Here is a 20458-nt window from a genome sequence, read left to right on the forward strand (position 1 = left end):
GGGCCGCAATTTGCACGCAAGGGTGCGTGGAAGTGGTGCCGGGCGCAGTCCTACACTGGCAGCAACATCAGCAATCCAGCATGTGGAGTCCCTGCGTGCCGCTCTCGGAAGACGAACAACGCATCCTGCTCGAGATCGAGAAGGACTTCTACGACAACGATCCCGAATTCGCGCGGGAGGTGTCGGAGACCACCCTGACTCGACACGCTCTGCGCAATATCCGGTGGGCGGTGCTGGGCGGCGTGCTGGGCTTGATCGGCATCGGCCTCGGTCTGCAGGTGCACTTTGCGTTGTCGTTTGCCGCTTTCCTGATCGTCTTTGCAAGCGCTGTCGTAATCGAGCGGAACGTCCGCAAGATGGGCAGGCTGGGTCTCGAAAAGGTCTCGGATTCGATCGCGAAGCGCACCCGGCCGCGCAACGCGGACACGTTCGGTGATCGTATGCGACGCCGCTTTCGCAACGACCCGAGCTAGCACTCTCGCGAGCAGTTCTGAGCGGAGCTGACAGAGCGGGCGATCACTGGTGCCGTACCAGCAAGCCGTTGCGATTCTCGCGATCCCTGCGCCGCGACCGAGGTCCGGCGACGAGCGCCGTCGGTCGGCAAGCGGTGCTGATCCGGTCCCACCGGCTGCGTGCTGCCCGAATGCGGGTCTCCAGATGCTGAGCGTTCAAGCGCGCCCCCACCACCGTCTGGGGCGAGGGCGGATCTGCGCCGTAGCTGGCCTCTTGGGCAGCAACGGCAAGCGTCTGCATCTCGCCTGTTTCGATACGCAGCCGGCGGCGAACTCGGTCGGCGAACTCGACGTGCGTCTCGGTGGGACGACGGTCGATGCCGAGGTCGAACAGTGTCTCAGCCACATCGTCCCAAGCTGCGGTGACCGCGGCACGCGCATCGCGATGTGCGCGGCGATGATGCAGCGCCCGCCGGATCCGCACTGCTGACGGAATCGCGATGAGCCACAGCACACCAACTGCGAGGACCGCGTAGAAGGGCACGACGAGCCACTCCGACCAGCCCCCCGTGTCCTGACTGGCTCCTTCGACGCCGAGGATGTCCACGAAGCCTTCGAGATCGTCCGAGATCCCTTCCAGATCTTCGATCCCCAGTTGACCGATGAATCCGGAACCGGCCTCGTCCGTTGCATCCGGGTCGCCTGGCACGACTTGCTGCGGCGGCACCCCCGTGTAGATGGCAGCACCGGGGGCGCCGCGCCCCGGCGTCGGCTCGAAATACACCCAGCGACCGCCGATCCACACCTCCGGCCATGCGTGGTAGTGGGAACCCGTGACGACATAGGCACCATCGACCAGTTCGCCGGGCGTGAAACCGACGGCCACCCGGGAGGGCAATCCGATGGCGCGGGCCATCGTGGCGTAGGTCCCGGCGAACTGCTCGCAATAGCCACGACGGTCTTCGAAGAGGAATTGTTCCATGCGGTCGGTGTCGTGACCGCTCGGAACTCGCAGCGAGTAGGCGAAGTTCTCGAGAAAGAAGTTCTGCAGCACCAGCGCTTTGGCGTAGGGGCCGGACGCGTCGGCAGTGATGTCGGCGGCGAGGTCGGCAACTCGAGGGTTGAATCCGTCGGGCAAAGGCAGGTACTTTGCTGCGACTTCGGGCGGCACGTCGCCGTCGGCGGCCACTAGGCCAGCGAGCGAGGGAATGTCGGTTGCCGAGCGCACGGTGTAGGCGAATCCGGGTTCGAGCTCGGTGGTGTGGGTCGTGACGAGCGTGCCGGTCTCTGCGTCATAGAGCGCATCGGGGCCGTCGTAGGCAACGGGTTCGAATGCGGCGGGCAGCCAGATGCTGTCGAGCGCGCCGATGGTGAATTCCTGGGTGAACATGTCCCCGCTGACCGGCCCGTCGAGCACCTGAGCCGTGTTGGAATAGAGCTGCTCAGAACCCCAGAACTCGCCGTCGAACCGGCTCAGCCCGGACACCCGCCAGTACGCGGGCACATCAGCTTCCACTCGGAACAATTCGGCGCCTGAGGTGCTCACCAAGCGGCCATGCGCATTGACGAGCGGGCTGATTGTCACGCGCGACGCCGGAGCTGTGCCGTCGAGGTCTTTCCACGACACGATCGCCGGGGCGTCGCTGCCGGGCAGCAGCGGGACGAGCAACGCTGCGACGACGGCTGCAACGGCACCGAATCTGAGGGCGGTGCGCATGGGCACGGTCGAGCGTCGGCGTTCCGATGCCCCGAGCGGCACGCGGTCCGTCGTGTGGTGGATGCCATGCGCTGCAACGAAGACGACGGCGCACAGCACCATGGCGGCGGCGCTGCGGATGCGCCAGTCGTCTGTGCCGAGGGCGCCGACGAAGGCGAGCATGCCGAAACTGGGAACCAGCGCTTCGGAGGTGAGCCGCGCCCGCAGCGCGACAGCATCCGCACAGAACGCCGCCAGCCAGACGACGGCGCCACCGACCAGCAGGAACCCTGCGGCGGCCGGTGTCGGCGCCTCCACGATGCCGAATGCGCTCCATGCCGCTTCGATGTCGGCTGCCGCCTGCCGCAGGGTCTCCGCACTCGGAAGCAGTCGCAGCCACAGCGTGTCGGAGTACAGCGCCAAGCCTTGGACGATGACAAGCACCACCGTCGACACTGTCATTGCCAGCGCGAACGGCCAGCGCTGCCGCCTGGTCATCGCAGCAGTGGCGTGGCCGCCGACGGCCGCGATGAGCCACAGCGGCGCGTAGTCCCAGGAGTCGAACAGCCGACGCGCCGCCAGCACCGACACCAGCGTCAGCGCCCACAGCGAGATCTCCACCTGCCACAGGGTTCGTCGTGTCATGTCGGCATCGTCTCTGCCTGCGCGGCGGCCCAGCATGCCTCGAGATCGGCCGAGCTCGTGATATCGACCCAGCGCCTTCCGCCTGTTGGGAGCCTGGCGTCGGGCGCACGGACGCGGATGACGGTCAGGGCGGAACTGCGGGAGGTGGCCGCAGCGATCGACTCGGCGTCCCGTGTCGCTTCGAGGGAGGCGCCGCCGAGCACCACGACGAGGGCCCCGGTGGACGCAGAAGTGGCCGCGGCCAGCGTCCCTCGCAGCGTGCCCGTTCCTGAAGTGGAGACCTCCGCCAAGTGGTCGAACATCTGCGCCAAGCCTTCACCCGAGGTCACAAACCCGGTGTCGGCCCCGGCCACGGTGAGCAGCCGCAGGGGATCGTGGCGTGATGCACAGGCCAGCACCACGCTGGCAGCAGCGGACACTGCGAGTTCGAATCGCTCGGGGTCCAGGGTTGCGCTGCGCGTGTCGAGCAGCACCGTGACCCGGCTGCGCCGGGGAACCTCGTCCTCACGCACCATTGGCCGTCCCAGCCGCGCTGTGGACGGCCAATGAACCCGGCGGACGTCATCGCCGGCTGTGTAGTCGCGCAGTGCGTAGAAATCCTCGCCGATGCGTTGAAGGGTGTGCACATCGGCGGCCACGCCGAGGGGCTCGGGTCCTCGAGCCAGACGCGGCGGCACCAACGTCTGCGTGGCCGGGTACACCACCAGTGTTGTCTGGGGTCCTGTGCCGATCGACAGCTGGGCCAGCCCCAGCGGGTCTACGACGGCGATGTCAGCCGGCCCGATCTCGAGGCGCCCGCGGCGTTCGGTCGGCAGCAGGTACGTCGCCTGGACTCGCTCGGCCGCCAGCAGCGGCCCGACGCGCAAGCGGGCGCCGAGTGTTCCTGTCACCGGGTCGCTCAACAGCAGCACTGGCGCTGGGCCTCCGAGATTGGTGACGGTCAGTGCGACCCGGGCGGCTCCGCCCGCATGAACGCGCGCGGGCTGGGTGGACCGCTGGATTCGCAGACGGACCCGGCGGGTCCGGGTCCAGACGACGGCGGTGCCGATCAGCACCAGCCCGGCAACCGCCAGCACGATGAACTCGCTGATGCCGAAGAAGCGTCCGGCGCCGGCAGCGATGGCCGAGCCAATGCCGACGATCCAGCCCTGCCTCGTCAGCATGCGAGCCGAGCGTTCATGGCAGCGGGCTCAGCCGGCGCTGGTCGGAACGGTGACAGCCTCGAACACTTCACGCAGTGCAGATTGAGGTGTCAGGCCTCGGAGCTGCGCGTCGGGACTCAACCGGATGCGGTGACCGAGCACCGGTTCAGCCACAGCCTTCACGTCATCAGGCACGACGTAGTTCCTGCCGGCGGCGAGCGCGCGGGCTTGTGCCACCCGCTGAAGATCCAAGGTGGCGCGCGGGCTGATGCCGAGGGTGATGGTGCCACGCCGCCTGGATGCTTCGGCCACCGCCACGATGTACCGACGCAGGACCGGGGCGACGTGAACCTCGGTGACGGTGCGGGTCATGGCCTTGACTTCGTCGGCAGTCGCGACGGGTCCGACGTTGATCTCGGTGGTGCCGTCATGCAGGTCGAGGACCTCGACAGCGGAATCGGCGTTCGGGTAACCGATGCCGATGCGCATCAGGAAGCGATCGAGCTGCGATTCGGGCAGCGGGTAGGTGCCCTCGTGCTCGATCGGATTCTGGGTGGCGATCACCATGAACGGCTGGCTGAGGGGGCGGGTGGTGCGGTCGGTGGTGACCTGCCGTTCTTGCATTGCCTCCAGCAGGGCTGCTTGTGTCTTGGGCGACGCTCTGTTGATCTCGTCGACGAGCACGATGTTCGAGAACAGGGCGCCGGGCCGGAACTCGAAGACGCGCTCACGCTCGTCCCAGACGTTCACGCCAATCACGTCAGAAGGCAGCACATCCGGCGTGAACTGGATGCGGCCGAAAGGCACGTCAACCGAAGCCGCCAGCGACTTCGCGAGGCTCGTCTTGCCGACTCCGGGAACGTCTTCGATCAGCAGGTGCCCGTCGCAGAGCAGGCACAGCAGCGCCAGCCCGATCGCGTCGGGCTTGCCCCGGATGACGCGTTCCACGTTGTCCGTGATTTGCTCGAACATCTGCCGGAAAGTCTCGGCGGCGGCCTGCACTTGTTGCGGCGTGTGGTTGCGCATTGCATTCAACTCTCGTGGTTCCGGCGGATCTGAGGCTACTCATAGGTCTCGCGAGAGTCGCCGCCGCAGACGGCGGGCTCCAGAGGCTGAGCCTCGGGTCCGAGCGGCCCGTGAGCCCGTATCAAAGATGCGGAGTGGGCCCGATCGGCTGCACCGACGACGGCGAGGCCCAAGTCGCCGAAACGACGCTCACCAGCGCACGGCGGCCCAACCGCAAACCGGCGCGCACGGTGCGGCTGGTGGTGCGCCGCGCACGCCTGGTCGGCCCCCAAGCCGACCTGTTCCCCAACTGGCGTCACATCGAGATGGCCCGCTCCTCGTCCAAGATGCACGCCGCCGCGAAGCATCTGGGCGGGGAGGAAGCGACGCGACGCCTGCGCGCACTGCTTGAGCGTCAGCACCCCTCCGGCCGGCTGGAAATCCCCTGCACCTCCGAACTGTTCACCGGTCAACGCTGAGCTCGTCGGCTTCTCGTTCATTGGCGAGCTTGCGTTCCTCGACGGACGCGGTCAGCTTGGCGACGCACGCATCGAGTCGGCGGTCGTCGTCGAGTAGCGTCGTCGGCGCCGTGGAGTACGGATCGCCAAGGCTTGATCCGATCTGGATCGACCTCGTCGACGCATCGACCGTGATCATGGCCACCGGCCGCACGTCGTTGAAGACCCAGAACATCCTGCGCGGCCCTCGAGTCGCCATCTCGATCGTGGATATGGACAATCCGTACGAGGAAGCTCAGCTCCGAGGCGTCTGCGAGGTCCAGCCCGACCTGGACAGGCGGATGGCGGACGGAGACATGCCCGATGAGGAATGGGTGTTGATCGCTGACCTGCGAGATCAGATCGTCATCGAAGGCTTCATCTGAGCCGCCCACAGCCGCTGCCTCATGCGCCGTTCGCCGAACCCCTCACAAACCCCGAGCAAGCCAAGCTGACAGCCCGAGGACCCGCGGTGTGCTGCTGTGGACCGTGGGTTCAGCCTCAGGCTGCCTCGATGGCAGCGAGATGCGCGGAGTCGTTGAATCGCCGGACCTGCCACAGGCGCCTGCCCTCAACAGCAAGCAGCTCCAATTCTGTGATGGACGTCACTGTCGTGACGACGCCAACACCGCGATGGCTGGGCGGGATGCCGAACGCCATGGCCATCGCGGCAGAGACCGTGCCGCCGTGGCATCCCACGAAGACGGTCTTGCCCGTGTGGCTGGCAGCGATGTCGTTGAGTGCCTGTGCAACTCGATGGCGGAAACCGGCGCGGCTCTCGCCGCCCTCCACCACAGGCGTGTACGGCTGGTCCATCGGCTGGACGAATCCGAAGCGCTCGCGCGCTGTCTCCCACGTCATGCCATCGGCGGGTCCGAGGCGCATCTCCTCGAGGTCGTCGTGGAGATGAACGTCAAGGTTCCCCTGCTCGGGGCCGCTCCCCAGTGCCGACAGGACGATGTCGGTGGTCTCGCGGGCGCGGGGCAGCGGCGACGAGCAGACGACATGCACCTCGGGTTCACAGCCCGAAGCGAATCTGTCGCGCAGTGCTGCGGCCTGAGCACGACCCCGGTCGGTGAGGCCCCGGCATCCCTGGGGTCCGCCGACGATTCCCTCGGCCATCGCAACGGATTCGCCATGCCGGATGATCAGCAGGCGCGAGAGGAGTTGCCCGTCAGCCATATCGCCTGCATCGCCTGCTGCCGACATCCACACCGCAAGACTCTACGAACGCGTGGCGCCTGCCGGTCGGTGCAGCGCTGGCGGCGCCGGTCGGAGCGGTGCCGGCGGGATCGGCCGGTCAGCGACCGCGCAGACCGCCGCGAGCTTCAGCGACGTCGGGTCGAACACTGGCACTGCACCGCTTCGTGCCTCCCTGGCAACGCAGAGCCCGGGAATCTCTTCGGCCGCTGCGACGGCAGCGGCCACCGCATCAACGAGACGCTCCGCTCCGCGCGAGAACACGAGTGCTTGGACGCCGTCGTGAGCCGCGGCGGCCGGATGGGAGTAGCCGGCGCATTCGAGCCGCTCGACCGTCGTCGCCACGGTCAAGTCGGCGCCGTCGGCAAACAAACAGAATTCATGCGTGGTCATCACAGGCGCTTCACCTCTTACTGCATCGCTGGATGCCGGAGGCCTTGGTCGCATGCCCAAGCCTCCGACGGGTCTGCGGCACTCTAGTAGTGGTTGCTCGCTTGCTGTCAAGAGCTTTATTCTCAATCTATTTTCATAGTTCCTATGTAATTTAGGGTCATGCCTAGCGATCAGGCCCAGTGCCGCTGCAAGCCTGAGAATGCCCCAGCCGGCATACCGTCGTCTGCGGAATGACCCGGCGTGCCGAGCCGACGCATCCGGCCGGAGCCTGCGCCGTAACCTGCGGCCCGATGACATGCGACAGGGGCATGTGAGCGCCGACAGCAAGCAAGACAGGGGCAAGCGATGGGATCGATCACCTCAGACATCGAGCCAACCGTCGATCCAACGGAGGTGGGCTTCGATGCCGACCGGCTCGGACGCATCGCCGCCCATCTGGATTGTTATGTCGACGACGGGCGCCTGCCGGGTATGTCGGTTCTGGTGAGCAGGGACGGCCGGGTCGCCTACACGCACCGCTACGGCGAGCGGGATTGCGAGCGATCGCTGCCAGTCACCTCCGACACGATCTACCGCATTTACTCGATGACCAAGCCCATCGTGTCGATCGCTGCGATGCAGCTGTACGAGCAGGGCTGTTTCCAGTTGAAGGACCCCGTCTCGCGTTGGATTCCGGAATTCGCGAATGCACGCGTCTTCGCCGGCGGCAACGTGATGCAGTATCAGACCCGAGAGCCGGCCAGCGAAGTCACCGTCCACAGCCTGCTGACGCACATGTCGGGCCTGACGTACGACTTTCACTTCGCCAATGAGGTCGACGCGCTGTACCGAGCCAACGGCTTCAACTGGGGTGCACCCGGCAACCTCGAAGAGACCTGCGAGGCGCTGGCGTCGCTGCCGCTGCTGTTTGATCCGGGCACCGAATGGAACTACAGCTACTCCACCGACATGCTGGGCCGGGTCGTCGAACTCGTCTCGGGCCAGCCGCTCGACGACTACCTCGCCGAGCATGTGACTGGGCCGCTGGGCATGGTCGACACTGGCTTTGAAGTCCCCGAAGCCGATGTCGAGCGCTTCGCGGCCAACTACACGACGGCAGCAGCCGCGGCGCGCAGCTTTGTCGGCAGCACCGGTGCAGTACCGCCCCCGTACCGACCCGACGATCCGGCCTTGCAACGGACGCTGATGGACGACCCGCGCTTGTCCGCGTACCTGAGTCCGCCCAGGATCCTTTCCGGTGGCGGCGGGCTGGTGTCGACGATGGGGGACTACCACCGATTCACCCAGATGCTGCGCAACGGCGGCGAACTGGACGGCGCTCGCGTCATTGGCCGACGCACTCTGGAGTTCATGGTCAGCAATCACCTGCCGGGCGGGTGCGATCTGACTGAGTGTGGCCGGGCCCTGTTCTCAGAAGCGGCCTTCGACGGCGTGGGCTTCGGCCTCGGCTTCTCGGTCGTGCTCGATCCCGCGACGACGAAGGTCGTCTCCAGCAAGGGCGAGTTCGCGTGGGGCGGCGCTGCGTCGACGGCGTTCTGGGTGGATCCGGTCGAGGACATCACGGTGGTGTTCCTCACCCAGTTGCTCCCTTCGAGCACACATCCCATCCGCCCGGAGCTGAAGGCGCTCGTGTACCAGGCACTCGTGTAGAAGGCTGAGCCGGTAGGCGAAGCCGTGGTCCGAGCGGCCCGTGAGTCCGTATTGAATCGAAATTGGGCACAAGAGCGGGAAGCAACATGTGCGACAGCGGGAAGGCTCACCCGCCCGCGCAGCTCCTCGTGAGCGTGGCGTCTCGCGGTCAGCCGTGCGCCCGGTGTCGCCGGCGCTGATTGACTGCGCCCATGTCAGACTTCGACTTGGTCATCGTCGGTACCGGCTCGGCCAATTCCATCCCTGGCGCCGAATTCGACGACTGGTCGATCGCGATCGTCGAACGGGGCGTCTTCGGCGGCACCTGCCTGAACGTGGGGTGCATCCCCTCCAAGATGTTCGTGTACGCGGCCGATGTGGCTGACACCATCGCAACGGCAGCCGGCTACGGCATCTCGGCGAGCTTCGAGGATGCCGACTGGCCCGCCATTCGGGACCGCGTGTTCGGGCGGATCGATCCGATTGCCGACGGCGGTCGTGGCTATCGGATTGGCACCGAGTGTCCCAACATCGCCGTGTTCGAAGGCGACGCGCGCTTTGTGAGCGACCGGCGTCTGGCCGTGCGCATGCATGACGGGTCCACCGAGTCGGTGTCGGGCCGTCACATCGTGCTCGGCACCGGTGCCCGGCCCTACATCCCGCCCTATCGGGGCCTCGGAACCGTGCCATTCCACACGTCCGACACCGTGATGCGGCTCGATGCCCTGCCGGCGTCGATGATCGTGCTCGGCGGAGGCTACATCGCGTGCGAACTGGGATACGTGTTCTCGGCTCTCGGCACCGAGGTCACCGTCGTCAACCGCGGCGAGCGCCTGCTGCGTGCCGAGGACGTCGATGTCTCGGCGGCATTCACTGCCGCGGCGCAGCGTCACTTCGACTTGCGACTGGGCGCGACGGTGACCAGCGTGCGCGGCGGTGCCGCGACCGCTGCGGGGACGTGTGGCGATTTCGCATATGCCGCCGACGGCTCGCCGAGTGCCCGCGGCAACACCTACACCGTCGAATTCAGCCGCGACGGCCGCGCCGAGTCGGCTCGGGCTGATGTGCTGCTGGTAGCCACCGGACGAGTGCCCAATGGCGACCAGCTTGCGCTCGATCTAGGGGGGGTGGAGGACCGGGACGGCCGCGTGCTGACCGACGAGTTCTTTCGCACCTCCGCACCGGGCGTGTGGGCCTTCGGCGACCTGTCCAGCGAGATCCAGCTCAAGCACCTCGCGAACGCTCAGGTGCGAGCACTGAGGCACAACTTGCTGGTGGCCGAGGATCAGGCGGCTGGGCCGATGCGCAGCGTGGACGAACGGCTGGTGCCTCATGCGGTGTTCTCGCACCCGCAAGTCGCGTCAGTGGGCCTCACCGAGCGGGATGCCCGCGCAGCTGGTCTGCCCATCTCAGTGGCGAACAAGCCGTTCGGACATACCGCCTACGGCTGGGCGATGGAGGACAGCACCAGCTTCGCCAAGCTGATAGCGCACGCAGAGACCCGCGAGCTGCTCGGCGCCCACATCATCGGCCCGCAGGCCTCCACTCTGATCCAGCAGCTGATCCAAGGCATGTCGTTCGGCCAGACCGTCGACCAGATGGCCCACGAGCAGTTCTATATCCACCCGGCGCTGACTGAAGTAGTTGAGAACGCCCTGCTGGAGCTGTAGCTCAGCCAGTTCGGCCGCGTTCGGCCTGGCGCGCTCAGCTTGCCGCAATCAGTCGATGCGGCGGGCGTGCGGGATCAAGTTGATCTCCCAGATCACCTCTTCGAGTCGATCCTCGGCCGAGACTGCCTCGTAGCGGCACGGCCGCTCATGCGTGACCGTCGGCGGCGCCGACGTGAGGATCGTCGACGGCCGGGGGTGGCAGAACTGCACCACGCTGAGACGGCTGTCGTGTTGGTCGGGGTCGGCCTTGACGCGATGCCAGCCGGCACCGATCAGGCCATTGGTGACGTGCTCCAGCATGATCCCCGAGTTGACGATGACGTGGTCGTCGGGCGGCGCAGCATCTGTCCATTCGCCGTCAATACGGACTTGCAGGCCGCGGTCGGTGGCTCGGGGCAGGGCCGTGATGAGGTTGATGTCGGCGTGCTCGTCTGCCCAGACGTGGCCCTCGCTGCCACCGCCGGGGGCGCGTGACATCGGCGGGTAGTGAATAGCTCGGGACAGGTGCGTGCCATAGGTAGTCATCCTGTCGAAGTAGGTCTCGTGGGCGCCGATGCCCTCGGCGATCACTCGCAGGAAGCGCCGTTGCAGCTCGACGAGCCGCCGGTGGAACTCGGTGAGGATGTCGCCGGCGTCGTCGATGTCGGCGTCGGGGAAGATCGACGGCCGGTACCACCGGCCGTACTTGGTCGTGAGCGGGTGACCGGCAGGAGGCTGATCGCTCCAGTTGAACATCTCTTTCCAGTCAGGCAGGTCGGAGATGGCGGCGGTTTCGGTGAGCGGGCCGGTGTAGCCACGCGCGCCGAACGACTCCGCATCGACGTAGCGCATCTTGGCGTCGGGCTCGAGCGAAAAAAAACTGCCCAGCACCTCGTAGGCGTCGTCAAGCAGTCCGCCCGAGAGATCATGCGCGGTGTACACGAAGCCGGTCCGCAGGCTGGCCATGACTCCGTCGGTGACGGCCCTGCGCTGTGCCGCCGAACCCTGCTCGAAGGCCAGCAGGTCCACATCGAGGATCTCGTCGATCTCGTCCATTGCCCTTCCTGGCACGCCGTCAGTTCAGCCGTCTCACGCGTCATGTGGCAAGCGCTGAGGATAGGTGAGCGCGCCTAAGACTTGCCCGCAGTTCCAGTGTTTTGCTTCGGTGTCACTATGTGCAGGTATGTGGACACCGCACTAGCCCTGCGCGTCGTGTACTGCGCCAGCCAGCGGCGCGGTGCCCTGGTCGCTCGCCGCGAGCCGGTCCGGCACGCGGCCGCCGCGAACCGCAGGCTTCTGCAACAGTACAGTATGTTTCGATAATTTTCAATAAATCACTTTGTTAGTGACGCTCTGCGGGTTACGGTGACCTGCTAGCTTCGAAGACGTGGGGAGCGTAAGCGCTATGGACATCGTGCAGCTCGTCGCACTGGCAGTCGGCATTTTGGGGCTGGTCTGGCACCAGCAGCGCATCGTCGAGCGGCTCCGCGTCGAATTGCGCGGCGAGATCGCCCAAGTGCGCGGCGAGATCGCCCAAGTGCGCAGTGAATTCCGCACCGAGATCGCAGAGTTGCGCACTGAGATCGCAGAGTTGCGCACCGAGGTCGCGGCCAACGGGCAGCGGCTCGCCCGCATCGAGGGCTATTTCGGCATCGGCATGTCCCCAGAAGCCGCTGCTGCCGCCGCCGGCGCTCGCACCCACGCCGCCGCCTCTGGCACCGCCGGCTGAGCCCTGCCGCGGAGACTCCCGGCGTCGGGATTGGCGAATTAATGCTCACAGGTGTGCACCATGATGCTATGTTGATTGCATACGTACGACGGTGACATTGGAAGACGATGTGGCCGCCGCAGTCGAAGGCCTGTGCAGCGCTGCTGTCATCGGCGTCAGCGCTGCTGTCAACCGGCTCGTGCGCAACGGTCTCGTCCGGCCGGCACCGCCGAAGCCCTATGTGCACCAGAGTTACGCCATGGGTCTCAAGGCCGACGTCACCAATATCGGCGAGGTGCTCGGTTGGCTCGACGAGGCGGAGGCCGACGAGCTTGGCGCCGGCGACGACTTCAGAGCCGAGGTGCCTTTTCAGCGCCGCGAGATCACCGCAGTGGGCCCGAAGCGTGTGCTCCGACATGGCCCGAGCGACTCCGAGCCAACCGAGGCAGTCACCTATTGCTTGTCCCGGTTGCACGAGGCTCCCTTTCTGCCACGGGGCCGCCATCCGGTCCCGGGGAAAGTGGGTCATAGCAGCCCGACGCGGCTGAGTGCTGCGCGGCCCAGACGTGGCTTCAAGTGCGCCCGCTGCTCGGCGTGTCGTGTTGGGACATCCAGGCTTCGCAGCGGGCCGGGTCGGTCCAGGCGCCGGTCTCTGCGTCGAAGCGAGCCGCCTCTGGCGCCATCAGTGCGGGATCGGTGGTGCGCGCCTGGGTGCTCGACACAGTGCCGACCCAATCCGGCAGGTCGAGCACTAGATCGGCGGGGCAGTCGTGCGGCGGGCGGGCCGCGATGGCCACGGTCGGCAGTGCTGCGACGGATGCGTCCCGGCGTGCCGGATCGTTGCCGTAGAAGACAGGGTCGTGGATCTGCTGCCACTTGTCGGCACCCATGACGATGACGTCGAAGCCGGCAGCGATCTCCGACAGCAGCTGCGCGTCGGTGACGCTGATCTCGAGCCAGTCGAGGCGTGCAGCGACGCTTTCGAGGACAGTGATCCGGTCCGCAAGGCGTGGCAGCTGCACGTCTTCCTTGGCGAGCGCCACCCGGCTCACCGACCACACGAGCACATCGAGGTGATGCTGAACCACCACGGCTTCGCTGATGGCAAGATGGGCAACAGTGGGCGGGTTGAACGAGCCGGGAAACACGCCCCGGCGCGCTGTGCCGTCGGTCGAAGGCGACGGTGCTGCGGCAGCGGTCGGTGTCTCTGCGGAACCGCCGGTCGTCCCCCCTGAAGCGACCACGGCGAATCTCAGGCGGTGCCGCCGCCGGTGCCAGAGCCGGTGTCTGCGGCCACGGCACCGGTCATCGCGATGGTGCCGCTGCTGCCGACGACCAGTTCGCCGATCACTGCAGCGTCATGGCCGCTGTCACGCAGCTCTCGCACAGCGCCGTTGGCACGACCGGGATCGCAGCTGAACAGCAGGCCTCCCGAGGTCTGCGGATCTGCGAGCACGGTGCGTGTCAGATCGCCGCCGCCGTCGAGGCGCTCGGCCAGGTGGTCGAGGTTGCGCCTGGTGCCGCCGGGCACATAGCCGCCGGTCGCGAGACGGACGACGTCAGGCAGCGTCGGCACGGCGCCGGCGTCCACCACGGCGCTCACGTCGCTGGCCGCAGCGAGTTCTGCGAGGTGACCCAGCAGCCCGAAGCCGGTGACGTCGGTGGCCGCCGTCGCTGCTGCCTTGATGGCCACAGCGGCGGCGGTGTTGTTGAGCCTGCACATCTCGGCCACGGCGGCCTCGTAGGTGCCCCACAGCGTGCCGCTCCAGGCGACCGCTTCGGGATCGGAGTGCTTCAGCGCAGTCGCCAGCAGTCCGGTGCCCAGCGGCTTGGTGAGCACCAGTGCCTGTCCTGTCTGACCGCCCGCGTTGGTGAGCAGGCCTGTGCCGTCGGCGGCCGGCCTGCTGGTGCCGGTCACCGACATCCCGTAGAGGGGCTCGGGCCCGTCGATCGTGTGGCCGCCGGCCACCACCCAACCGCCATCGGCGGCAGCATCGGCACCGCCGGCGAGCACCTCGCCCAGCAGGTCGAGCGGCAGCACGTCGCGGGGCCACGCTGCCAGGTTGAGGGCGAACAGCGGGCTGGCACCCATCGCGTAGATGTCGCTGGCCGCGTTGGCCGCCGCGATGCGCCCCCACGTGCGGGCATCGTCCACGATCGGCGCGAAGAAGTCAGCCGACGACACGAGCAGAGCGCCGTCGTCGAGCCGCCACACAGCGGCGTCGTCGCTGGTGTCAGTGCCGACCAGCAGATCGGGATGCGACGGCGGGGTCAGATGGCGCAAGACCTGCGCCAGCTCGGATGGCCCGAGCTTGCACGCTCAGCCCGCACCGTGGCTGTACTGACTCAGCCGGAACGCCGGGCTGTTTGCTGTGCTGTCGGACGGCACAGCGGCAACGGTACCGAGATCGTCCGCGATGGCGGGTGTTGCTGCTGCCCTGAGCGCCGGGGTCTAGTGCCGTGTCAAGCAACCTTCGCTGTGGCGGGGATCGCTGGAGGGCCTGCTCGCAGGCGAAGCGACGGCGCCAGCAACCGCGCAAACGTTTGCTGACGCGGCACTAGCCGTAGTTGCGCACGGCGTCGACGATGAGATCGAGCGCGGCGGCGGCATCGATGCTGTAGGCGACGTCGCAGTTGCGCACGGCCTCAGTGCCCGGTCGCTCGTCCACCACCGTCATGCCGCGTGTCAGATCGCCATCGGCCTCCACGTCGACATGCCGTGCGCCGAAGGAGAACAGTTCGGGCCGGCTGACCGCCAGCACGGCGCAGGGATCGTGCATCGGCGCAGCCTCCAGCCCTGCTCGCTCCTGGTAGCTGGCCAAGTAGAAATCGAACAGGCCTGCCATGAAGGTCGGCACCGTGCCGCCGTCTGCGCGCAACGCGGCGATGACCTCGGGACCGACGCAGAGCTGGTGGGTCAGGTTGAGGCCGGCCATGCGCAGCACCCGCGTACCGCTGCGGAACACGATCAGCGCGGCATGCGGGTCGGCCCAGATGTTGAATTCGGCCGTGGGCGTGACGTTGCCGGGCCCCACCGCACCGCCCATGAGCGAGATGCCCGCAATCCGCCCGACGATGTCGGGTGCCTGGCGGATGGCGAGCGCGATATTCGTGAGCGGTCCGACCGGCACGAGCCACACGTCGTCGTGCGTCCTGACCGTGGAGATGATGCAGCCCACTGCGTCGGCGCTTGTGGCCTCCAGATACACCTGCGGTCGCGGCGGCCCATCCAACCCGGTCGCCCCGTGGGCACGCGGAGCATGCGCCGCAGGCACCAGCAACGGGCGGTCGGCGCCCGAATGCACCGGAATGTCGAGCCCGGCGAGTTCGCACATGAGCAGGGCGTTCGCCGTGGTCAGATGCAGCGGCGCGTTCCCCGACACGGTGGTGATGGCCAGCACGTCGCACTCGCGAGCCGCCAGCAGGATCGCCATCGCATCGTCATGACCCGGATCGCAGTCGAGGATGATCTTGGTGTTCACAGCTTGGTGATGCTGGGCGCCGGCGCGTCGGTTTCGCCCCAGTAGTGGGGCAGGCGCAGGTAGCCGAAGCGCTGCAGCCCGACGGCCGGCGGCAGCCCCTGGATCTCCTTGATCCGCTGGATGGAGCGGATGTGCGAAGCCATCTCGTAGAACAGCATCCAGACAGCGCACTCGAGCGTGTTGACGATCATGCGCTCGTCATCGGGGTCGTGCCAGGCTCCGCGGGGCAGCACAGTGATGGCGTCGTCCCAGAAGTGCGTGCTGTGGCGTGACTCGACCATCTCGCGGCACGTCTCGACCGGGTGAGACGCCACCACGTATCGCATCCAGCTCAGGCCGAGATCGAGCTTGTCGAGCAGATCCGGCACCTCCCAGAACAGCTCGGGATCGAGGCGCAGCCCGTGCTTGTTGTTGCGCCCCTGGTGATGCTCGGACCACACGATGGGCTCGGGGATGCTGCCGTCGGGCCACAGCAGGGTCCCGCAGCGACGCTTCGAGAAGATCAGCGACACCCAGGCGATGTGGCTGATCTGCCGGCGTGTCGACCACCACATCAGCTCCCGGTCGGGAGATTGGTCGTCGAGGTCGAGCTGGGAATCGGTGAGACCCTCGATCTCGGCGCGCAGCCACGTGTCGATATGGGAGAAGTACGGCATCGTGCCGGCCGCAGCACCGTCTGGCATCTCCAGCACTGAGGGGTCGACTCGCGCCATGTGTGAAAGCTAGCGATCTGTCCGCTCTCGGTCCGAGCTTCTTGAGCAGACGAATTCTGTGAAACCGGGTCTAGCCGCTTTGGGGATCGGGGGTTTCGAAGGCGCGGGGATCGGGACAGGCGCACATGAGGTTGCGGTCGCCGTAAGCACCGTCGATGCGGCTGACCGGCGGCCAGTACTTGTCCGCGACCAGCGTCGCCGCGTCGGTGCCGGCCGGGTAGACCGCCTCGGCGCGCGAGTAGGGGTGATTCCATTCGCCGGTGAGCACATCGACCGCCGTGTGCGGTGCGTTCGCGAGCGGGTTGTCGTCGGCTGGCCACTCGCCCGAGGCGACCTTGTCGATCTCGGCTCTGATGGTCGCCATCGCGTCGCAGAACCGGTCGATCTCCACAAGCGACTCGCTCTCGGTCGGCTCGATCATCAGGGTCCCGGCGACCGGGAACGACATGGTCGGTGCGTGGAACCCGAAGTCGATGAGCCGCTTGGCCACGTCGTCCACGCTGGCCCACTCCGAGAACGGTCGCAGGTCCACGATGCACTCGTGCGCGACGAGGCCGTAGCGGCCCTGGTACAGGATTTCGAAGTGCTCGCCGAGCCGGGAGGCCAGGTAGTTGGCCGACAGGATCGCCGTCTGGGTGGCCTGGGTGAGCCCCTCGACACCCATCATCGCGATGTACATCCACGGGATCGGCAGGATGCCCGCAGAGCCCCAGGGTGCCGACGAGATGGCGCCCGGGCCGGTGTCGGGGCCGGCGGTCGGCGCCAGCGGGTGGTTGGGCAGGTACTTGGCGAGGTGCAGCCGGCACGCCACCGGCCCGATGCCCGGCCCGCCCCCGCCATGGGGGATGCAGAACGTCTTGTGCAGGTTGAGGTGGCTGACGTCGGCGCCGAAGGTGCCCGGTGCGGCCAGGCCCACGAGGGCGTTGAGGTTGGCGCCGTCTACGTACACCTGCCCGCCCGCCTCGTGCACCTTCAGGCAGACCTGCCGGATGCCGTCTTCATACACACCGTGCGTGGAGGGATAGGTGGCCATGAACGCGGCCAACCGGTCGCCGTGGGTGGCGATCTTGGCGTCGAGATCGTCGAGGTCCACATCGCCGTCGTCGGTGCAGCCCACCACCACCACCGACATGCCGGCCATCACGGCGGACGCCGCATTCGTGCCGTGCGCAGACGAGGGGATGAGGCACACCGTGCGGTGGGTGTCGCCGCGTTCGTCGTGGTAGCCGCGGATGGCGAGCAGCCCGGCCAGCTCGCCCTGGGAGCCGGCGTTGGGCTGCAGCGACACGGCGTCGTAGCCGGTGACCGCTGCCAGCCATCGCTCGAGGTCGGCGATGATCTGGCGGTAACCCTCCCACTGGTCGGGCGGCGCGAAGGGGTGGATGTCGGCGAACTGCGGCCACGTGACCGGCGTCATCTCTGCGGCGGCGTTGAGCTTCATGGTGCAGCTGCCGAGCGGGATCATCGACCGGTCCAAGGCAACGTCGAACGAGGCGAGGCGGCGCAGGTAGCGCATCATCTCGGTCTCCGTGCGGTACGCACCGAAGGTGGGATGCGTCAGGTACTCGCTGGTGCGCCGCAGCTCCTCGGCGATTCCCGACGGTGCCGAGTCGGCCAGCTCCGCCACGGTGCCGACATCGGTACCGCTGCCCTCACCCAACGCGCCGAACGCATCCAGGATGTGAGCCACGGTTGCTTCGTCGCAGGTCTCGTCCAGCGAGACGCTCACCGTGTCGGCATCGACGCGGCGCAGGCTGAATCCCGCTGCGAGCGCAGCGTCCAGCACGAGGTCGGCGGCGCCGGGGACCTCCACCGTCAACGTGTCGAAGAAGGTGTCGTTGCGCACCGACAACCGGCCTGACGCGCCGCCCAGGGCGCTGCGCGGCGTACCGCCCGATCCGATGGACTGCAGGCCGGCAGCGAGCGCTGCGGTCAGGCGCTGCACCCGTCCGGCAATCTCGGCCAAGCCTTCGGGGCCGTGCCAGACCGCGTACATCGAGGCCATGACCGCGAGCAGCACCTGCGCGGTGCAGATGTTGCTGGTGGCCTTCTCCCGCCGTATGTGCTGCTCGCGGGTCTGCAGCGCCAGCCGGTACGCGGGTCTGCCGGCCGCGTCGACCGAGACGCCCACGAGCCGGCCGGGCATCGAGCGCCGGTGCTTCTCGCTGGTGGCCAGAAACGCCGCATGCGGGCCGCCGAAGCCCAGCGGCACGCCGAACCGCTGCGAGCTGCCGACCACGATGTCGGCGCCCTGCTCACCGGGCGGCCGCAGGACACAGCAGGCCAGGAGGTCGGCAGTGACGGCTGCGATCGCGCCGGTGCTGTGCAGAGCTTCGATCACCGGCTGAAGGTCGCGGACGGCGCCACTGCTGCCGGGATACGCCAGCAGCGCCCCATACACCTCCGTCGGCTGCAGTTCGGTGCCGGGATCGCCGACGACGATGTCAATGCCGAGCGGTCTGGCGCGTGTGACGACCACGTCGATGACCTGGGGGTGGCAGTCGGCATCGACGAAGAAGCGGTCGGGGCCGCTGCGTGTGATGCGGCGGGCCATGGCCATCGCCTCGGCTGCTGCCGTGCCCTCGCACAGCAGCGACGAGTTAGCGATCTCCATGCCTACGAGGTCGCACACCATTGTCTGGTAGTTGAGCAATGCCTCCAGGCGACCTTGGGAGATCTCCGGTTGGTAGGGGGTGTACGCGGTGTACCACGACGGGTTCTCGAGGACGCTGCGACGGATGACTGCCGGGGTGAGCGTGCCGTAGTAGCCGAGCCCGATCAGCGAATGCACCGGTGTGTTGGCGTTCGCCAGCCAGCGCATCGCAGCGGTGGCTTCCGTCTCGGTCAAGGGACGGTCGATGCCGTCGAGCACGATCGGCTCGTCGATGCGGATCTCGGCAGGAACCGCTGTGTCGACGAGATCGGCGAGCGAGCTGAACCCGAGTCGCTTGAGCATGGCAGTGACATCGTCGGGCCGCAGGCCGATGTGACGCGACGCGAATTCGCCGCCTGCGTTCGTGCCTACATGGGGCTCGCTCATGGGTAACGCCTCTTCTGAATCACGACTTCTGATCACTCGCCTCGATCACAGCTGTCCATCACGTCGGCCGCCAGTAGCGGTGCTCGGTGAATGGCAGCGGGGCGATCCGGCACGGCTCGGGCCCCTTGCGGCCTTCGGCGAACATCTCGGTGCCGTCGGCCGAGTGCTCTGTTGCCACATAGGCCATGGCGACGGGCGCATCGACAGTCGGCCCGAAGCCGCCGCTCGTCACCATGCCGATCTGGTTGCCGCTGGCATCTGCCAGCACTGCGCCGTCGCGTATGGGTCGGCGTCCTTCGGCGGAGACGCCCACTCGCTGTCGCGGTGCGCTCCTGGTCAGCTGCGCCGTGATGACGTCTGCACCGGGGAAGCCGCCCTCGGCGCGCCGGCGTTTGGGTATCGACCAGCCGAGACCCGCCTCGGCAGGTGTGGTCGTCTCGGTGAGTTCGTGGCCGACCAGGGGAAGGCCTGCTTCGAGACGCAGAGTGTCGCGAGCACCGAGCCCCGCAGGAGCGACTTCGGCGGAGCCCAGCAGCAACTGCGCGACGTGTGACGCCTCGCTCGAAGGCATGGCGATTTCGAATCCATCCTCGCCCGTGTAGCCGCAGCGTGAGACTTCGCAGTCGACGCCGTCGATGGACAGCGTCGCCGTCGACATGAACGCCAAGTCCGCGGCTGCAGGCACCCAACGGGCGAGAACCGGCGCGGCCGCGGGGCCTTGCAGGGCCAGCAGCGCCACGTCCGTCCGCACCCTGATGCGCACGCTCCCGTCGTCGCTGCCTCCGTTGACGCCACGCAGCATGTCCAGATCGGCGCCGGTGCGCACGGCGTTGATCACGATGCGCAGGTGGCTTCCGAGATTGGACACGATGAGATCGTCGAGCACTCCACCCGCGGCTGTCGTGAACAGCGTGTAGCGCATTCGCCCAGGTGCCAGGCTGACGATCGAGCCTGGTGCGCACTGTTCCAGCCAGGTCGCGACATCGCCAAGCTCGCCGGTGCCGGCGGGGTGCAGTTCGACGATGCCCATGTGGCTCACGTCGAACAGGCCGGCGGCAGTCCTCGTCGAGCGGTGCTCTGCCACGGTGCCGTCGCCGTAGCGCATCGGCAGTGCGTGACCGCCGAAGTTGACCATCCGGCCGCCGAGTTCAGTGTGCAGATCGAACAGCGGGGTGCGAAGACCGCCGGTGTCTGGGTCAATCATCGA

General features: G+C 67.3%; 19 protein-coding genes. 6 read left to right on the forward strand and 13 right to left on the reverse strand.

Annotation, left to right across the window (positions count from 1 at the left end; translation table 11 throughout):
• Nucleotides 1-26: 26 nt before the first annotated feature.
• On the forward strand, nucleotides 27-473 hold the full coding sequence (locus ACOGXQ_RS01380) for a DUF3040 domain-containing protein (RefSeq protein WP_419945680.1): 447 nt from the start codon (nucleotides 27-29) through the stop codon (nucleotides 471-473).
• Nucleotides 474-516: 43 nt separating this feature from the next.
• Here the strand turns inward: ACOGXQ_RS01380 and ACOGXQ_RS01385 are convergent, their stop codons facing one another.
• Genes ACOGXQ_RS01385 through ACOGXQ_RS01395 form a run of 3 tightly spaced genes read right to left on the reverse strand, consistent with a single transcriptional unit; the run spans nucleotide 517 to nucleotide 4961 of the window.
• Nucleotides 517-2793, reverse strand: a complete 2277-nt coding sequence (locus ACOGXQ_RS01385) for a transglutaminase TgpA family protein (RefSeq protein ID WP_419945681.1) — start codon at nucleotides 2791-2793, stop codon at nucleotides 517-519.
• On the reverse strand, nucleotides 2790-3956 hold the full coding sequence (locus ACOGXQ_RS01390) for a DUF58 domain-containing protein (RefSeq protein WP_419945682.1): 1167 nt from the start codon (nucleotides 3954-3956) through the stop codon (nucleotides 2790-2792). The genes ACOGXQ_RS01385 and ACOGXQ_RS01390 overlap by 4 nt, the downstream gene beginning before the upstream one ends.
• A 27-nt stretch (nucleotides 3957-3983) precedes the next feature.
• Nucleotides 3984-4961 (reverse strand): AAA family ATPase, encoded by a 978-nt coding sequence (locus ACOGXQ_RS01395; protein WP_419945683.1) that lies wholly within the window; start codon nucleotides 4959-4961, stop codon nucleotides 3984-3986.
• Nucleotides 4962-5095: 134 nt separating this feature from the next.
• Between ACOGXQ_RS01395 and ACOGXQ_RS01400 the strand changes: the two genes are divergently transcribed.
• Nucleotides 5096-5419, forward strand: coding sequence for a hypothetical protein (locus tag ACOGXQ_RS01400; protein ID WP_419945684.1), 324 nt, complete (start codon nucleotides 5096-5098; stop codon nucleotides 5417-5419).
• On the opposite strand, the gene ACOGXQ_RS01405 is transcribed toward ACOGXQ_RS01400, so the two are convergent.
• A complete protein-coding gene (locus ACOGXQ_RS01405; RefSeq protein ID WP_419947454.1) occupies nucleotides 5403-5603 on the reverse strand; it encodes a hypothetical protein in 201 nt (66 codons plus the stop codon). The two genes, ACOGXQ_RS01400 and ACOGXQ_RS01405, sit on opposite strands and share 17 nt — an antisense overlap.
• Here ACOGXQ_RS01405 and ACOGXQ_RS01410 point away from each other — a divergent pair.
• The gene (locus ACOGXQ_RS01410; protein WP_419945685.1) at nucleotides 5530-5823 is read left to right on the forward strand and encodes a pyridoxamine 5'-phosphate oxidase family protein; all 294 of its coding nucleotides are present in this window, start codon (nucleotides 5530-5532) and stop codon (nucleotides 5821-5823) included. The genes ACOGXQ_RS01405 and ACOGXQ_RS01410 overlap by 74 nt on opposite strands.
• Nucleotides 5824-5938: 115 nt before the next feature.
• On the opposite strand, the gene ACOGXQ_RS01415 is transcribed toward ACOGXQ_RS01410, so the two are convergent.
• Both ACOGXQ_RS01415 and ACOGXQ_RS01420 read right to left on the reverse strand, forming a co-directional pair.
• Nucleotides 5939-6646, reverse strand: coding sequence for a histidine phosphatase family protein (locus ACOGXQ_RS01415; RefSeq protein WP_419947317.1), 708 nt, complete (start codon nucleotides 6644-6646; stop codon nucleotides 5939-5941).
• A gap of 15 nt (nucleotides 6647-6661) precedes the next feature.
• Nucleotides 6662-7030, reverse strand: a complete 369-nt coding sequence (locus tag ACOGXQ_RS01420) for a hypothetical protein (protein ID WP_419945686.1) — start codon at nucleotides 7028-7030, stop codon at nucleotides 6662-6664.
• Between the two features lie 345 nt (nucleotides 7031-7375).
• Here ACOGXQ_RS01420 and ACOGXQ_RS01425 point away from each other — a divergent pair, with 345 nt between their 5' ends.
• Together ACOGXQ_RS01425 and ACOGXQ_RS01430 are read left to right on the forward strand one after the other, a co-directional pair.
• Nucleotides 7376-8680 carry a serine hydrolase domain-containing protein gene (locus ACOGXQ_RS01425; protein WP_419945687.1) on the forward strand — a complete coding sequence of 435 codons (1305 nt, stop codon included), beginning with the start codon at nucleotides 7376-7378 and terminating at the stop codon, nucleotides 8678-8680.
• A 191-nt stretch (nucleotides 8681-8871) separates the two neighbouring features.
• Entirely contained in the window at nucleotides 8872-10329 is a 1458-nt protein-coding gene (locus ACOGXQ_RS01430; protein WP_419945688.1) for a mycothione reductase, read from the forward strand.
• A 48-nt stretch (nucleotides 10330-10377) separates the two neighbouring features.
• On the opposite strand, the gene ACOGXQ_RS01435 is transcribed toward ACOGXQ_RS01430, so the two are convergent.
• Complete coding sequence (locus ACOGXQ_RS01435; protein ID WP_419945689.1) at nucleotides 10378-11364, reverse strand: isopenicillin N synthase family dioxygenase; 987 nt, start codon at nucleotides 11362-11364, stop codon at nucleotides 10378-10380.
• Between the two features lie 331 nt (nucleotides 11365-11695).
• Between ACOGXQ_RS01435 and ACOGXQ_RS01440 the strand changes: the two genes are divergently transcribed.
• Entirely contained in the window at nucleotides 11696-12037 is a 342-nt protein-coding gene (locus ACOGXQ_RS01440; protein WP_419945690.1) for a hypothetical protein, read from the forward strand.
• Between the two features lie 551 nt (nucleotides 12038-12588).
• Here the strand turns inward: ACOGXQ_RS01440 and ACOGXQ_RS01445 are convergent.
• From ACOGXQ_RS01445 to gcvT, 6 genes are all read right to left on the reverse strand, one after another.
• Nucleotides 12589-13260, reverse strand: a complete 672-nt coding sequence (locus ACOGXQ_RS01445; RefSeq protein WP_419945691.1) for a hypothetical protein — start codon at nucleotides 13258-13260, stop codon at nucleotides 12589-12591.
• A gap of 8 nt (nucleotides 13261-13268) precedes the next feature.
• Nucleotides 13269-14366, reverse strand: coding sequence for a selenide, water dikinase SelD (gene selD / locus ACOGXQ_RS01450; protein WP_419947318.1), 1098 nt, complete (start codon nucleotides 14364-14366; stop codon nucleotides 13269-13271).
• A 208-nt stretch (nucleotides 14367-14574) separates the two neighbouring features.
• Nucleotides 14575-15498 carry a nucleoside hydrolase gene (locus ACOGXQ_RS01455; RefSeq protein WP_419945692.1) on the reverse strand — a complete coding sequence of 308 codons (924 nt, stop codon included), beginning with the start codon at nucleotides 15496-15498 and terminating at the stop codon, nucleotides 14575-14577.
• Nucleotides 15495-16211, reverse strand: coding sequence for a hypothetical protein (locus tag ACOGXQ_RS01460; RefSeq protein ID WP_419945693.1), 717 nt, complete (start codon nucleotides 16209-16211; stop codon nucleotides 15495-15497). The genes ACOGXQ_RS01455 and ACOGXQ_RS01460 overlap by 4 nt, the downstream gene beginning before the upstream one ends.
• Nucleotides 16212-16281: 70 nt before the next feature.
• A complete protein-coding gene (gene gcvP, locus ACOGXQ_RS01465) occupies nucleotides 16282-19251 on the reverse strand; it encodes an aminomethyl-transferring glycine dehydrogenase (protein WP_419945694.1) in 2970 nt (989 codons plus the stop codon).
• A gap of 58 nt (nucleotides 19252-19309) precedes the next feature.
• Entirely contained in the window at nucleotides 19310-20455 is a 1146-nt protein-coding gene (gene gcvT / locus ACOGXQ_RS01470) for a glycine cleavage system aminomethyltransferase GcvT (protein WP_419945695.1), read from the reverse strand.
• Nucleotides 20456-20458 lie beyond the last annotated feature (3 nt).

The organism is Candidatus Poriferisodalis sp., assembly GCF_965208485.1.
In the GTDB taxonomy this organism is placed as follows: Bacteria; Actinomycetota; Acidimicrobiia; order Acidimicrobiales; family Poriferisodalaceae; genus Poriferisodalis.